The following is a 15,363-nucleotide window of genomic DNA, read 5'->3' as shown; positions in this document are numbered from 1 at the left end:
ATCAGTAACCCGAAGATGGTTTTTCGGGTTGGCATCGTAAGCTGCATAGCCCGATAACCATTGCTTGTAGTCCAGTTTAGTTAGTGCATCTCCCTCTAGGTACTCAACGTAACCTTCTGTGGGAGTCTCTGTAGGACGGTAATAGCAATTCTCTAAATAACTGGGAAATCTTATCTGGCGGTCTGATGATACAAATTTAATGCTGGAATTACCGAGGTCGTAACCAGCAACGATCGTGAGTGTACCTTTTTGCCCAGTGTTGGCATTTTCGGTATTAACTGCCAAATCTGTCATAATCCTTAATCCCCAAAATATTTAATTGACAAAGTTCTGAAATAGGCTTGCTGCTTTGGTTTTGACTATCTCTGCTTTAAGGTGGTAGCCCATTTAAAATCCGTGGCATTTCAACCAGTTAACGCAGTCCTTGTTATCCCTTGGCATTTCTGCCTTATGCCTGTTATGTTAGTTGACATACGCAGCATTTGTCAACACTATGCTGAAAACAGTTAATATTTCATTAGAACAAGTATGCTGGAGGCAATATGTAGAAAAGTGTTGAAAATGGTTGCAAGAAAACCACGTATTATGTTTTCCTGTTCTGAGGGAACAAAGGAGGATTTAGAATCTTGGGCTGAGGATGAAGGCAGATCCATAAGCAATTTAATTGAGCGTATCGTCATGGATGCGATCGCCAAACGTAAAAAGAAAACCAGGAATAAAAATGATGAAGAAGAATGACCATGTGACGCTCTAAGCCACATAGCGACAATAGTCTTTTGTACTGAAGCTGCTTCAGAATTGCTGGGCTTGTAGCAATTACTCAAAAAAAATGGCTCGGATACCACCCCGAAACCATTCAAAAAATCAAAAATTTCCTCGAAATCGAACCAACTGAATCGAACAATCAATTAGTCCATGATTAACCAATATTACACGGTAGGCCATACCGAAACCATCGGTATGTGTGCCCGGAACGTCTGTAACTATATTACATCAAGTAAAAAGCTGTTTCCGAGAATAAGTGAATACTCACTTACAAATCCTCTTGAAATCCTTGAAGACATTTGCTACACAGGCGATTTAGCCATTTTGTTAATTCAACAATTGAATCAAATCGGAGGTATTCGCTAATGTTGACCACACAACAAGCACTCGCCTCCTTCGATATTCGCAATTTTGTAGACCAGCTAGAACCGTCCAAAGTTAAAAATAAGTTTATTTGTCCAGTTTGTGGCGGTAATGACTTATCTATTGTCCCAGAAACCGGGAAGTACAGATGCTTCAATAATTGTGAGTGTAAGGACATCAGAGAGGCGATTAAACCTTGGGCTGAAGTGGTGGCAGAAAGGGCAGGGGTTAATTATACAACTTCCCCAAAAGCGAAAATACCCAACCCCAAGAGAATCTTGCCCAAAAGTGCGCCCATTCCAGATGGTGAATTAGCACTGGTGATGTTGACCCAAGCGGCGACTGACATACCCCAAACTCAAAATATAACTTGCAAGCTACCAAAGGGAATACCAGGGAATGCAACACAAACAATCTACCCTTACTCACAAACCCAATGGGTAATTCGCTATGAATGGGCGGATTACATCAAAGAGAAGGGAAAAGATAAATCCTTCCGCCAATGGCACAGGCTCCCGGACGGCACTCCAGAGATGAGAAAAGGGGATGAACCCTGGAAAGCTTACCGCATTGATGAAGCGATCGCTGCTAGTAAATCTGTACAAGGAACCCCGGCACTACTCCAACACGAAGGGGAGGGGTGCGTAGAAGTTGGTCGAGAGCATGGGCTTGCTGGGTTCACTTTCCAAGGTAGTGCCTGGGACAAAAAATCAATCCTGCCAGAATACCAACTCATCAAGGATTCAGGCATAGGATTAATCGTTTTCCTGCATGACCCCGATGACACTGGGTTAAAGAAACTCCAGACTTGCCAGGAATGTGCCGACGAGGTGGGGATTGCATTTATTGGAATTAACCCTCACGACATCTGCCCCGATTTACCATATAAATCAAGTGACATCAAAGAAATCTTGGGGCAGATGGAAACACCAGAATTTATCCGCAAGCTAGAGCAGGAGATTCACGCGGCTGTGGCGCAGCGATCGCAAGCGCAACAGGCAGAGGTAAACGTCATTAATGATGACGACCAAAATCCGGTTGTAGCCTTCACTCAGCAAGCTTTTCAAGCTCTTTACGGAGATAAGAACTGGATTTGTGCTGCGGATAAGCTCTACTTTCACACTGGCAACCACTACAAACACTCTCCAGATTCCACAGAGCGCAAAAGAATTTACGACTTTTGCAATTCTTTTGTAGTCGAGAACGAACAGGGTAAAAAGTCTTGTCCCTATGCTTCACCTAGTTCAGTCAAGAAGGTTTTGGAATGGGTAAAAATGGGGACAGAAATTGACCCAGAACTAATCAATCCTCCTGGCGTAAATTGCACTAATGGGATAGTCAGGGTTGAGTGGGAAGGCAGGGATTTTACAATAAGATTAGACCCGCATACGCCCCAGGACTACTTCATTTATGAACCGTTAATTGAATATGACCCGTCGGCTGACGATACATATTGTGAGCAACTTTTAGCTTGCTTAGACAAGCCACAACAAGAAATATTTCTGAGAAATATTGCTGCATCCCTTGACCTTCAAACTGTTAGAAAATTCAGAGGCAGAGAGGTAAAAGCAATGTTTGCAATTGGTCTTGGTTCTAATGGTAAAGATGCTCTGCGCGAATGTGTATCAACCATTTACGGAAAGAACGGATTAACTTCTGTCTCCTTGGGTGACTTTCAATCTTATGACGAAGGCAGAAAATTCGGACTAGCCCCACTTATATATAGTCGAGTTAACTGGGCTTCTGAAAACCCACAAACATCTAGGATTGATAGACTTCAAAGTTTAAAATTATTTGTCACTGGAGATACACTACATTGCGAACAGAAAGGGAAAGACCATATAGAATTCTCTTCTAACGCAATAGGTATTTTCAACTTAAACGAGACTCCCGCCTTTCAAGGCGTAATACAAGCAATCAAAGATAGGATTGCAATTTTAGAATTCAGGAAAACCTTTGTAGATAATCCTGACCCAAATAATCCAAACGAGATAAAAGGCGACCCCCGATTTCGCTACGATCCAGAGTTTATTAGAACGCATGTTGCCCCTGCATTCCTAAATAGAATGCTAAAAGCACTCAACAACCTTATAGAGTCAGGTATCGATTATGAATGCACAACCGACGCTTTCCACAACCTTCAGAGAGAGAATAATCATCTTTTTGACTTCATAGAGAGCGCAAATATAGGTTATGTGCCTGATGGGGAAATTACCGCACGGGCTTTATGGTCAATGCTGGAACAGCACTATATCGATAATGGAACGCTGACCATAGATGAGGGCAACCGCAGAACGTGGCTAGACCAAGTTCGCCCCAGCGATAAAAACGTGAAGGGCATCAACCAAATCATTCCCCGCATCTCCCAACTTTTTCCGAAAGCGGTCAAGGGGACTCGGTACTGCGACGTTGCCAAAAGAAACATCCCAATACTGAAAGGCATTGGAATTTTGTCAGCTACCCGCACCACAATAGACTCAACCCGCACCACTTCCGCACCACTTGCCGCACCAGAAACAACGCAAAATCAGGACTTCCGCACCACCCGCACCACTTTAGAAGATTTTCAGGAAAACAACATTGAAGAGTCAGAGGTGAAAATTGAATTGCTTTCTCCTCCAGTGAAAAAAGAAGAATATGCCACCTCAACTGGTGCGGGTGGTGCGGAACCCTTGCAAAATAAGGAAAACTCATGCGTCACTGGTGCGGGTGAATCAGAGTCGGTGCGATCTGACGAAGATTCCAAGGTTTTAGCTTCAGAAGCGATCGCTTGTATCTTGGAATCCCCTAATCCGAGTTGGGAAGTGATTAAAGAGATTTTGAGCGAAATGGAAATCTCTTCTTATTTAGAACTGCACGGGTTTTTGACCTTGGGTGAATTCGCGCAACTTGAGATGCTAATCCCAGCCGCCGAGAGGGAGGTTCACTTTGGCTCATAAAAATAGGTGGTCACTACCACCCGTTAGCTCACTGTTTTATAAATAAACTACTTAAGGGTATTCGCCGTTCGCTATATTTACCCCAACAAATGGAATTGTTTGTTGGGAACTCGGTTGAAGTGCGATCGCTTAGTGGTGCTGTCAAGTTTGCGGGTGAAATGATTAACTGTGACCCCAAGAATGGAATTGTGACTGTGGCCACCGAGCAAGGGAACCGAAATGCATCTCTCTACGAGACTACTTCCCGTGACGGCTAGTATTTGCCTCAATTTCAAGCTTTTGGTTAGTATCTATCTCTACACCATTACTAACCACAGGTGAGAGCATCGACAAACTCGCCGCCGCCCCCAACACCTGCTCGTCGGTCACTTCCAAATATCTCTGCAACTGCTCCAAATTCCGATGCCCTGAGATTTCCTGAATTACCCGCAGTGGTATACCAGCATTACTCATCTGCGATAATGCGCTACGACGAAAGCTATGCGTACTCGCGCCAATTATCCCAACTTGTTTGCAAGCACCTCTCAAAATCCTAGAGGCTGAGTCTTCGCTGATGTGTCCATCACTGCGACCGGGGAACAGATAATCATCTCCTGCCAGTGGGTAATAATTGCTTAGTATTTGGCGTAAATCTTTCAATTACTGGTATAGAGCGAGTAGCCAACTTCCCTTTAGTGTTTGACTTCCTAATAATCAGCCTGGGTCTAACGTTGCCTTTGGGTGTGTAAATGTCTTGAGTGGCATCACCGTGCCAAGTACGCCCCAGCGACAAAAACGTGAAGGGCATTAACCAAGTCAGCGCTCGAATCGCTCAACTCTTCCCCAAGGCAGTCATCGCAAGTAGGTACTGTGATGTTCGCAAAAAGCAGATTCCAATACTGAAAGGCATTGGCATTTTGTCAGTTACCCGCACCACTTTGGACTCTACCCGCACCACTTCCGCACCACTTTCCGCACCAGAAACAACGCATTATCAAGACTTCCGCACCACCCGCACCACTTTTTCTAATTCTACAGAAAACATTGAAGATCGGGAAATGCAATTAAATATTCTGACTGAGCCAATGGAAAAAGAAGAATATGTAGCCCCAACTGGTGTAAGTGGTGCGGAACCCTTGCCAAATAAGGAAAACTGCTGCGGCGAACCCTGCGTAAGTGGTGCGGAACAGCTAGAAAGTGGTGCGGGTAAATCCGAGGAGGTTGAATTTCTCGATAACCCAATCTCGCTGCTACAGGCTGAGAGCGAGGGAGACGATATCAATTTATATGTTGGGCATCTGGTTGAAGTGCGATCGCTTTCTGGGGCTGTTAAGTTCGCGGGTGAGATGATCGGTTACGACCCAACTCACGGGACTATTACTATCGTGACTAAGGAAGGCAACCGAGATGTCTATCTTAGAGAAGCATTTGTAATTGGGTGAGCTAGGTGCAATTGCGTCAAATTTCGCCAAAAGAAATCATGGGTTAAGCAGTGTAATGATTTTAGGGTGGCCGCCGAGATACCTGCAAAAAGAGACACGTTGTAAATAAATATTGCAAACAATCCCTTGTTGATTTACTAACTTGCCCAAAAATGATATAGGGCGAATCAAACTTTTGCACGGTAAAACCAAACTTTCACCCCTTTTTGTCCCTTACACTTGCCCATAAATGACCCTTTTAGGGAATGTTTTCACAAGAGATGACACGCTCAATCTGGTATTGAAATAACGTAAAATCAAGGATTCCCAAACATCTGCGTAACATAACTTTACAACGTGTCCCATTTTGCGGGTATCTCGGCGGCTACCCTTTTAAGAGCTTCGGCTGTGTAGCTTTATTGCAAGATCGCGGCTCTATAGGCTTGCCAAAATATAAGTGTAAACTTACACTACCCACTTGATGAAGCTTACGTATAGTTACGAATTTATTCTTCTCTTAGATGAAAGTACCAGTTAATATGGAATAACTGCAACTTCCGGGTTCTCTCACGCCTTTCGGGTTAGTGATTGGAGAACCTAGCTTAACTTGAAAGACGTGAGTGAAATTTGTTTATCCTCACGTTCAAGAAAAAAGATGAGGAATTTCAAAGTTGCAGTCCCGGCGGTCGTTTTGGTGTTCTGTGTTCAAACAGGAATTTATTTTCTGTCCCCAACTAAAGAACCCTTTAACCTACAGCCAATACCCGGAAAAATAACTTTTGAGTTTAAGGAGGAAGACAAAAGCAAAAAGAAAAAAAAATAAGTCAAACTTAGAATTTATTTTATCGAAATTACTTTTATTTTTATTTATCGAATATACTAACTAACTGAAAAGTGGGGTGTCTGAAAAGACACCCCACTTTTTATATTATTGGGTAGTCACTGTCACCCAAATTTGCCTTGGCTACTTTTGCCTCATGTTGGTAAATATGAAGATTTGTAAAAATTTATAAACTTTTGTAAAAACTTTATGTGTAGAAGTAACTGTTGATTCTGTCCTAAAGCCTGAAATGGTTAGTATACCGTTGTTTTGAGTGTTTTTTTGAGAAGTTGACATTTTGTAGTTATCAGCCTGGGCACACCCACAAACATATTTACGAGAACCAAGTTCTTCAGGCTGGCTCTCAAAACAACTACAAGGAAAAAAACATGGTGAACTTAACTAAAGCTCAAAGTAACAATGGGTCTATTGCGAAAACTTTCGTTATTGGCTTATTAGGTATGGGTGTATTGATGATATGTGGCAGCATTTTTACTGTTGCCACTAGTGAGTGTAGTAGCAGGTTAAAGTTTAACCCTTTAACCTCTGAGATTGAACTATCAAAGGACGCTTGCCCGAAAACCAGCAATAGTCCCCAGTAGGTTCAGTCATGCTGATCGTGCTTGTGCGTTGTCTCCGGCACGGTGCGATCACACCTGGGGAGCTACTTATCAGAACTGTGGTTCTCATGAGTTAAATTCTGATAAGTAAATATTAAAAAATATCAAGCGACTGTACAGTTCACTGTCTTCAACGCTGACTATTAAAGACTCAATTCATCATCCTGCTGGCGTTGCTGTTGCTGCTGTTGCCTTAACTGCTGCCCATAATCGAGAAGTTGCTGATTCCAATCGTGTGCCTGAGATTTTTTAATTTGGGACTGTGGCATTAGTTCTAATACACGCTGTGCTGCCGCATCAGAGCTTTTATCGTTACCAAACGCCACCAGTATATTAGGAACTTTCTGCAATCGCTCAACTGGTAAGCTCTTGATGTCATCAATAGCCATATAGACTGTTCGTTCGGGTGGGACATCGCCCCTGATAAGATATTCCAGCATAGCTCTTGAGATAGCATCGATGGGGGACTTGCACAGAATCGCTGTTGAGGTTTTATCGTTAGCCTTTCCCCCCAAACTGAAGTAAAACCAGCTATCACTGCGTTTGGTTCCTTTCTCGTATCCCTTAAAAGTGTTGTTCTCCCCCCTAGTTCCCCGTAGGAATGCACCGTTACGTTGACCATCAAGATTTCGCATGACAAAAACAGAATTTTGTTGCTGATCAGCGTAAACTAGCCCCTGGTTATAAAGCATTTGTACACAGTCAGAGCGGATGCCCCGGTTTTGAGTGAGGTAATTTTCAACGGCAGACCAGTTAGCTTTATCTTCAACAGGTGGGGCGAATTGGGGACGGGGTTCAGTCTGGATAATGTCAGCAGCCCTGTTCTTAACGTGAGCGATCGCTGCACGTTCTACCCCAGCTTCACCAAATCGCTCATCTAACCAGACAACCGCCTGCCGGAAATTGCACTGATTAACGTGCATCACCAAGTCAATCGCACCCCCTGATCCCTTTTGTTGATCGGGGGCAAAGTCGTAGAATTTGGGCCCATCTATATTAATGATGTGTCCGTGACCCCGCCACCGCTCACGCTCGTAATTTAGCCCCAACTCCCAGGCAACATCCTCTAAGGCCAAGTCGCGCAGTTGTTGAGTTTGTTCTTGCCAAAAAGCTACTTGTGCCTCTAATTCCTTGATGCGTCTGTCTTTGAGTTCATTTTCAAGCGCCAAAGCTTTAGCTGTAGCTTCCATCTGCTGTTTTTTGGCTTGCGCCCTATCTCGGTCAGCTGCTTTGGCTTGCAATTGCAACTGGGTGAGGCTGCTATCTGGTTCTATACCAGAATTAACAACGCTGTAAAAGTCCTTAATGTCCTGGTGTTGCGCCCTACTGCCTTTAATGCCACGCTCTAACCCCAGATGTTCTGTAGCTTCTGAGTAGGAATCTTGAAACTGCCTCATCTTCTGACGACCGTCGAAGAAGTGCTTGGCCCTCAATTGCCCTTTCTCATCGAGGGGGACAAAGTAAGCGTGAATGTGTGGGGTGGCTTCATCTAAATGTAATTCTGCCCTGACAATGCGATCGCTGTAGCGCGACTCTAACCATTGTTTGGATGCAGAAAGCCAAGAGTCAACTTTCTCCTGCTCATAGTAACCCGCTTGTGTTGGGCAGTTGGGACGGAAATATTCGGGGCTGGCAGTCAATAAAATCTCAGTGCAGTAAACCGCATCGGGGCGAATCTTCCGTTTCTGCTCCCCTATCTTTTCCATCACCAACTGATCTAATGAGAGCGTTGGGTTGTTAGTGCCAATGAATCTGATATTTTGTTTATCTGAATCAGCGTTGGGTGTTTCTCGCTGACGTGCGGTATGCGCTTCACTGCCAGCCAAGTTACTGCGCTTGAGCTTTTTAATCCGTGCAATAGCGTAAGCCATGCCACTTTTTGAGTAATTGAGTGCAATTGCGTCGCAGACCCCACGGAACCTTTTTGTTTCGACCGTTAGGGAGAAATGGCGCAAGCCACCCGTCAGGGCAAAAAGGTGTAGTGGGTACACCTAAATCTTAGCCACCGAGCGCGAAATTTGGCGGTCACAAAACCCCCTCTGCTGCTAAAAAGCCTGCTGTGTAGGGTTTTTAGCTCTCTGGGGCGCATTTAGGGAATTGTTTGATGGTTTGGCGTTATACACCACAATAGCACTCATTAATTGCACTATTGGGGGGAAACCTAACGCCAGTAACTTGACATTTTTTCTGCTAAAAACACCACATTTAGACACAATATTATCGCTATTATCGTTAAGGTAGACACATTTATACTCATGCTACATATTGATTTGTTTTTATACTAAAAAAAACTTTTCATACTGAGGAGAAGATATGAGTCAACAGCAAAATTCCTATGTTGAGTTGCCCAGGATTAAACGCAAGAGTAATTCATGGGAGGGGAAGGTGATTGATTATTTATTGAAGCATCCTTCTAATAGATCAGCGACAGAGTTTGCCATAGAAGCGATTACAGCTTTTTGGCTTGCTGAAGCGTTAGAGGGTCAAGTCAATCAGCCGGAATTACAGAAAGCTTGTTGGTCAGCAATTGAACGTCTAGAAGCGAAACTGGCAACTATCAGGCGTATTGCTCGAATTGAGCCTCAGTCAATAGTTGTGTCTGGTGGCGCTAATGCAGCGACTACTGTGACAAGCAATAGTCAGCCTCAAAGTGGTGCTAATGCAGCGACCACTGTGACAAGCAATAGTCAGCCTCTTATTTCTGATGATGATGGCGATGATAGCGATGACTCTGATGAGGATTTTGATGAGGATGACTTAGGATTGATGAAACTGGAACTTTCAAAAGACCTCAAACTAGCTACTGATCTGTTGGGGTACGGTTAAATTCAAGAAAGAATTTTTGAAACACAATTGCAACACATCATGATTACGTATTGTCAATAAGACCCAGCTTATTGGCAATAAAAATAGCGCAAAAAAGCGGCTGTAATTGAGTCTGGATAAGAGTTACAGAAGATTTTTTTCAAAAACACAGGACGGCCAAAAGGACAAGAAACCACTGTTTTTGATGTTTTGGACGGCCGTTGACAGGTGGGCATTTGTCAGCAGAGCATGACAATTTAGTAGGGTTGGCGCTCACTGGACGGCCAAAAGGACAAGAAAGCACTGTTTTTGTCCTTTTGGACGGCCAAAAATATTAGTGTCGGATGAGACTGATTTAGTACGGGTAAACTACACTAAGTTCACGGGGTTACAAGTGTTTAGTGTAGTTATTGCGTTAGACGAGTTTCTGTTTCAGTTAACGCTAAATATATAGAGTGACTCCTGAACTCACAGGAGAAATTTCAGATTCACTTACTGACGAAGTTGATCGATTGAGCGGGATTTTTGAAGTACAGTTGCAACACAAAGGTATTATATATTCTCAATAATTTTAGAGTTATTGAGAATGAGCCAGTTTGATAAAAATGGCTAAAAGCTAATTGGTGTATGTATTAGATACCAATTTTTTGGTCAAAGCGATGTTCTAAATAGCAGACATTTTGTAGTGAATAATCAAAGTTGACTGACAGCTATAACAGTTAAAAGCCTGTATAAGCTGTGCAAAATGTCTGCTATTTTGCATAGGAATCGGGGTTTTAGGTGCAAAATGTCTGCTATTTGTAACTGTGATTAATCAGACAACTTCACTACTTAAAACAAGTTTCAACTCTATCAACAAGCGTGAAGATTGTAAAAGGAACAATTTTTATTCAGGCATGAAGAAAAAAAATCGGATGTTAAGTGGGCTGGGTTAAGTTCAAGAAAGAATTATTGAAGCACAGTTGCAACATAAATGTATTATATATTCTCAATAATTTTGAAGTTATTGAGAATGAATCCAGCGTTCAAAATTTGCTGTAAGTCATAGTCAGTAAGCATTACGCCAGAAATTTTCGAGAAAAGTCTTATGCTCAACTGGTAGCAGTAGGGCTACTGTATAGCTACCAGTTGGGGAATCATCAAATTTTCAACAACTCGCTTTTTTACTACTCAACTGGTAGCTGTGTGTCACCAGTTGAGCTACCCAACAGCTACCACTTGGGCAAGGTATTTAGAACTACTATTTCAATACTGGTAAACTACATAAAACCTATGTAATAAGTGATGTTTACATTGTCTTGTCACAGCCAGCGTTGACTGCACCAGTTGTAGCTGTCAATGCCCCAAGTTACTTGAGTAATGCTTTAGAGTCGCCTGAGCTAGACGGGGAAGCGGCTGATTCAATCAGACCCGCTGAGAATTGTTCAAGGTCAGGCTTCGTCACAAGAAATTGATGAGCCGCTTTTAATACTGCGATGGCGTACCCGACCGCCGTAGGCGATCGCCACGGATAAAACTGTACCAATTGAAGTCTCTGAAATTTAGGAGCTTCAAACCCAAGATGAGCCGTATTAAATTGTTGCACCAAATAATCTATAGGTTAATTGGTACATCGAGAATTGCGAAAATATCGATTGGCAGAATGCTTATCCAATAAGGGTTACAGCCTTAACGTCACTTTCTGCACGGATGCTGATACCGTTGACGAAATATCACTTTGAGCCGCTTATTACACATTTGAGCCAGAAAGGAGAAGACTTCTTGAATAAATGGGAGTAGGTTTAGCATGATTTCATTTAAGGTTGCATAAATGCGGAATGATTTTAACCAATAGCTTATTCCTCTGAGTGTGAGGTATTAGAGGAGCGAGCGCTTTGATTCTAAACTGAGAGAACCAGATCCATAAGTAAGGACTAGGAGCAGTCCACCGATAATCGACAAGTTTTTGAAAAAATTATTGAATTGGCTAGGATCAGCAAAAGGATTATGAAAAACAATGGTAGCGGGAATCATAAAAATGATGAGTAGAATCGCGCCAATTTCCGCTTTGTAGCCGAGAATAATGGACAATCCACCTAAAATCTGAAATGCAATTGTAAAAACTAGTAGCACTCCTACTATTGGTAGTCCAGCTTTAGCCATAGACTCACTTGTCTGAGCGAAATTAAACACTTTGTTCAAGCCAGTGTAAATAAAAATCACGGCTAAAAATGAACGAGCAACCAAAGGAATGTATTTTTTTAACATGATAGATATTTTCAAATTCAGTTAGTGAGATGGGGTTACGGCTGCAAAATGCCAAGATATTTAAAAGTACTCAGACTATTTTCGAGTGCAGCGTTCACTGCTGAAATAGAGTATCGCATAAATTTCCTAATTGCTACACTCAGTAGTTTAGGTAATTTAGCTAGCAGCTTATTTGGACTATTCTTGTTTTACCGTACTGGCTATACTTTTACTGGCTGGTCATGGGAAGCTGCTTTCCGGCGTAGATATAGGTAACTTTGGGTTACAAAAGGTTTTGATTATATCGTTATATTCAGCACCAGATGGAAGTATTTGGGCTTATTACCATCCTGTAGATAAAAACCAAAGACAGCTATGGAAGCGGGGGTACTGTCGGATTGAGGATGTGAAAAAGCTGTCAATGGAAGTAAGCACTGGTTGAGGGAGCAAATAGCTTTCTGATTGAGCAGTTGTAATGAAGTAATCTTGAAGATTTAGTGATCACTCAAGACATCAAGGCTTGCTAATTGTAAGATGGGCATATATACGGAAAGCCTTATACTGAACCACAATTAATCTTTTATGTCCTTTTGAGAAAATGAAGGACATCATTTACCCCACTAAATGGGGTTATTTTTTACTTATACTAATTAGTATAAGTAAACCAATTATTATTGAGAGATGCTAATTGAAGATATTGACCTGTCTACTCTGCCATCAGTTTACTTATTAGAAAAAAGCCGCTTACCTAATTGTATAGCTATCTACTTTGTTTCTAACAGCAAAGGTCAAATATTATATATTGGTAGAACAGTAAACTTGGTGGAGCGTTGGAGAGAACACCATAGATTTAACCAATTAAAAAGATTTAATCGAAAAGACCGGATTAGTATTAGCTGGATGGTTTGTAGTAAAGATATCAACGCTCTTGCTAATTTAGAAAATGAGTTAATACAGTTATATAAACCGCCACTAAATTGGACGAAAGTGGTATCGCCAATTAGAAAAATAACTCCATCTGAGATAGCACTACAGCAGAGCCTGCAACAGCTAGCAAAGTTAAATACTATGATATTTGGATTTGATCCAATTGCTGACGAAGAACTGCCAACAATATACTTGGTGTACCCCGTCTATGGCAAACGCGGTCTATCCGGCGGCATACGAAATGTCTTAAAAAATATCAACAAAAAAGCTAGCTCTTTAAAGTGGAAAGAGTACCATACAGACCCTAAATCTTTAGGTAAATTCGGTTATTGGTCAACGAGTTACAACGGTATAAGAATAGACCTAGCTCCATTTCAAGGTCTAGTCCACTTTATGAATACTACCTATAAAACTATAGCTGGTGTAGAGTTGATGGCTTTTAGCCATGACCAGCTAGAAGTATTTTTAGAAAATACATCATCAGAACTTAAGGAGAACATTTCATGTTTAGATGCCCTAGAGGATGATCCAATTCCTATAAAGCTTATTGATAAATATCAGTCTGAAGAAGGGAAACATATAAATGTCGTTGAAGTAGAACCCTGGGAAGAATTAGAGCCAATGCCTGAAGGTGAAGCTAGAGTAATGACTCGTCAGTTCTTGTATGTAGACGGTGTAGAGATAGAGGTATGTACTAACACAAATGGAAAATTTTTTGTTAGGCACAATGTTTATTGGTGGATAATGCATAAGAACAAGAATCCAGATCCACAGTATAACAATCTAATAAAAAACTTCCAGAGTGCAGTAGATAGGCTACCTACTATCAGATGGTCTGGCTATAAATTCCGATTTGAAACTATTATATTTAGTGAGGACGATGTAGAAGTTGAGAGCTTACTACTTCCAATAGCTATGTTTGAAGATTTAATAAAGGAAGCCAAGTCAAATTGTACGGACAAGCTTCGGGAAGAACTTCAAAATGGTGAATACCAATCAAAGCCAGATGACAGCGCAAATATAAAACTATGTGGGTGGCTACACCGCAATTCATTAGGCTCATTATTACAAACAAAAAATAGCTAAACGGTAAGAAATTCAGTCCTAGAGTTTCTTACTTTGGAGTTTTTCAAAGCATTTTTTACCATCTCTGTAAACAGGCGATCGCTTTTCTCTTCAGTGGCTTTCGCCAATCGCCTTACTTCGCTACTCATCCATCTGGGTACCCAGATGTTTGACTTCTTCTAACGCCTTTACTACGCCAACTTCATCAGCTAGTCGGATAAATGCATTGGCTAATTCTTCTAACAAGTCACTCCTATCCACCTCTACCCCCTCGTCTGCCAAGTCCATCAGCACTCGATTGATCTGCCTGCTCAATTTTTTAGGAATGCGAAAAGTAGTTTGGGTATAGTCGGGATTCTCACGCTTGGCTAATTTATCTTTATCCTTTAAGTGTTTAGATGACCGGGTTACTGGCTGTTGAGGTTGCTGGGTGGTTGAATTTTCAGGTAACTGGGTTTTTAGCTGTTCAGATAGCTGATTTTCTGGGTATCCAGGTCTTTGGGCGGTTGGGTTGTCAGATATTTGACTTTTCACCTGTTCAGGTAACTGGCTTAATGATTCTTCGGTTGGTTGAGTATCTAGCTGTTCAGATAGCTGATTTTCTGGGTATCCAGGTAGTTGGGTTGTCAAATTTTCAGGTGGTTGATTTTTCACCTCATTAAGTGGCTGGCTTAATGATTTTTCGATTACTTGAGTATCTAGCTGTTCAGATGGCTGATTTTCTGGGTATCCAGGTAGTTGGGTATTTTCTTGGGCTGCCCCTAAGACCTCACTAAATCGGCTCACCCTTTTATTGCTTGAATCACTTCGTTTTTTATTTCCGTCCAATCCCGCCATGCTACTTTGCCCCCTCGAACCTTATAAACAGGAACTCCACTAGTCACCGCATCCTTATAAGCTTTGTAAAATCGAATCCCACGACTCAAAACAGGATAACCTTGTGTTAAGAGTGCTTCCATTGCTTCCTGTCCATCTCTTTGAGGCGGCGGCGGAATCATTGTAAGTAGGACTTTCCAGTTTGTATCTTGGGGCAAGGATTTTGCCATGAGTGCCATCGCATCCATGCTCAACAGGTCTGGTGGAGTTGGAACGATAAGTAGATCACAGCCCCTTGCTAAATCCTCCACTTCCACATCATTAGGGCGGGCAGGAGTGTCAAAAATTATAAATTCAAACTTCTGCGATCGCATTAGTTTTGCTGCTTCCTTTTCTCCGCAGACCTGAAATGGTAGTCCCCCAGGTCTTGCCCAAGTGGTTGCTGAACGGTTTGGATCGGCATCAATAACTAAGGTTGCCCCATCATCACAAAAGAGTGAGGCGAGGCAGATAGCTGAAGTTGTTTTCGACACTCCGCCCTTAAATGAGCTAAGAGAGATGATTGGCATAATCTCTCCTTATAAAAGATGGAAAAATCATATCGCACTTACACACAT

At 42.1% G+C, this 15,363-nt stretch carries 13 protein-coding genes and 3 pseudogenes; 8 read left to right on the top strand and 8 right to left on the bottom strand.

The window, feature by feature from the left end:
- Positions 1–294 (bottom strand): annotated as a pseudogene (locus ACEW80_RS15690) (hypothetical protein); the annotation flags it as partial.
- Between the two features lie 291 nt (positions 295–585).
- On the opposite strand from ACEW80_RS15690, the gene ACEW80_RS15685 reads away from it, so the two are divergent.
- The 3 genes from ACEW80_RS15685 to ACEW80_RS15675 all read left to right on the top strand — a co-directional run bounded on the left by ACEW80_RS15685 (position 586) and on the right by ACEW80_RS15675 (position 4,324).
- Positions 586–738, top strand: a complete 153-nt coding sequence (locus ACEW80_RS15685) for a hypothetical protein (protein ID WP_190734551.1) — start codon at positions 586–588, stop codon at positions 736–738.
- Between the two features lie 392 nt (positions 739–1,130).
- Complete coding sequence (locus tag ACEW80_RS15680) at positions 1,131–4,067, top strand: DUF5906 domain-containing protein (protein WP_373527482.1); 2,937 nt, start codon at positions 1,131–1,133, stop codon at positions 4,065–4,067.
- 89 nt (positions 4,068–4,156) lie between these two features.
- Positions 4,157–4,324, top strand: coding sequence for a hypothetical protein (locus ACEW80_RS15675; protein ID WP_373527481.1), 168 nt, complete (start codon positions 4,157–4,159; stop codon positions 4,322–4,324).
- Here the strand turns inward: ACEW80_RS15675 and ACEW80_RS15670 are convergent.
- A pseudogene (locus tag ACEW80_RS15670) lies at positions 4,305–4,806 on the bottom strand (tyrosine-type recombinase/integrase); the annotation flags it as partial. The gene ACEW80_RS15675 and the pseudogene ACEW80_RS15670 overlap by 20 nt on opposite strands.
- Between ACEW80_RS15670 and ACEW80_RS15665 the strand changes: the two are divergent.
- The gene (locus ACEW80_RS15665; RefSeq protein WP_373527484.1) at positions 4,805–5,488 is read left to right on the top strand and encodes a hypothetical protein; all 684 of its coding nucleotides are present in this window, start codon (positions 4,805–4,807) and stop codon (positions 5,486–5,488) included. The pseudogene ACEW80_RS15670 and the gene ACEW80_RS15665 sit on opposite strands and share 2 nt — an antisense overlap.
- Before the next feature lie 1,562 nt (positions 5,489–7,050).
- Here the strand turns inward: ACEW80_RS15665 and mobV are convergent.
- Positions 7,051–8,778, bottom strand: a complete 1,728-nt coding sequence (gene mobV, locus ACEW80_RS15660; protein WP_373527480.1) for a MobV family relaxase — start codon at positions 8,776–8,778, stop codon at positions 7,051–7,053.
- 442 nt (positions 8,779–9,220) lie between these two features.
- Between mobV and ACEW80_RS15655 the strand changes: the two genes are divergently transcribed.
- Complete coding sequence (locus ACEW80_RS15655; protein WP_373527479.1) at positions 9,221–9,733, top strand: hypothetical protein; 513 nt, start codon at positions 9,221–9,223, stop codon at positions 9,731–9,733.
- Positions 9,734–11,060: 1,327 nt separating this feature from the next.
- On the opposite strand, the gene ACEW80_RS15650 is transcribed toward ACEW80_RS15655, so the two are convergent.
- Positions 11,061–11,297: a hypothetical protein gene (locus tag ACEW80_RS15650; RefSeq protein WP_373527478.1), complete on the bottom strand. Its 237-nt coding sequence runs from the start codon at positions 11,295–11,297 to the stop codon at positions 11,061–11,063.
- Between the two features lie 272 nt (positions 11,298–11,569).
- Positions 11,570–11,959, bottom strand: coding sequence for a DoxX family protein (locus ACEW80_RS15645; RefSeq protein WP_373527477.1), 390 nt, complete (start codon positions 11,957–11,959; stop codon positions 11,570–11,572).
- A gap of 48 nt (positions 11,960–12,007) precedes the next feature.
- Between ACEW80_RS15645 and ACEW80_RS15640 the strand changes: the two are divergent.
- The 3 genes and pseudogenes from ACEW80_RS15640 to ACEW80_RS15630 all read left to right on the top strand — a co-directional run.
- Positions 12,008–12,193 (top strand): annotated as a pseudogene (locus ACEW80_RS15640) (ABC transporter permease); the annotation flags it as partial.
- Positions 12,132–12,380 (top strand): hypothetical protein, encoded by a 249-nt coding sequence (locus ACEW80_RS15635; protein ID WP_373527483.1) that lies wholly within the window; start codon positions 12,132–12,134, stop codon positions 12,378–12,380. The pseudogene ACEW80_RS15640 and the gene ACEW80_RS15635, both read left to right, overlap by 62 nt.
- A 239-nt stretch (positions 12,381–12,619) precedes the next feature.
- Entirely contained in the window at positions 12,620–13,951 is a 1,332-nt protein-coding gene (locus tag ACEW80_RS15630) for a GIY-YIG nuclease family protein (RefSeq protein WP_373527476.1), read from the top strand.
- Here ACEW80_RS15630 and ACEW80_RS15625 read toward each other — a convergent pair.
- Genes ACEW80_RS15625 through ACEW80_RS15615 form a run of 3 tightly spaced genes read right to left on the bottom strand, consistent with a single transcriptional unit; the run spans position 13,948 to position 15,315 of the window.
- A complete protein-coding gene (locus ACEW80_RS15625; RefSeq protein ID WP_373527475.1) occupies positions 13,948–14,079 on the bottom strand; it encodes a hypothetical protein in 132 nt (43 codons plus the stop codon). The genes ACEW80_RS15630 and ACEW80_RS15625 overlap by 4 nt on opposite strands.
- Positions 14,072–14,716 (bottom strand): hypothetical protein, encoded by a 645-nt coding sequence (locus ACEW80_RS15620; protein WP_373527474.1) that lies wholly within the window; start codon positions 14,714–14,716, stop codon positions 14,072–14,074. Before ACEW80_RS15620 ends, ACEW80_RS15625 begins: the two co-directional genes overlap by 8 nt.
- A complete protein-coding gene (locus ACEW80_RS15615) occupies positions 14,713–15,315 on the bottom strand; it encodes a ParA family protein (RefSeq protein WP_196523063.1) in 603 nt (200 codons plus the stop codon). Before ACEW80_RS15615 ends, ACEW80_RS15620 begins: the two co-directional genes overlap by 4 nt.
- Positions 15,316–15,363: the final 48 nt, after the last annotated feature.

Origin of the sequence: Nostoc sp. (assembly GCF_041747015.1) — a bacterium.
Lineage (GTDB): Bacteria > Cyanobacteriota > Cyanobacteriia > Cyanobacteriales > Nostocaceae > Nostoc.
Note: the sequence above shows the minus strand (reverse complement) of the source record. Positions and strands in the feature narration are given on the sequence as shown.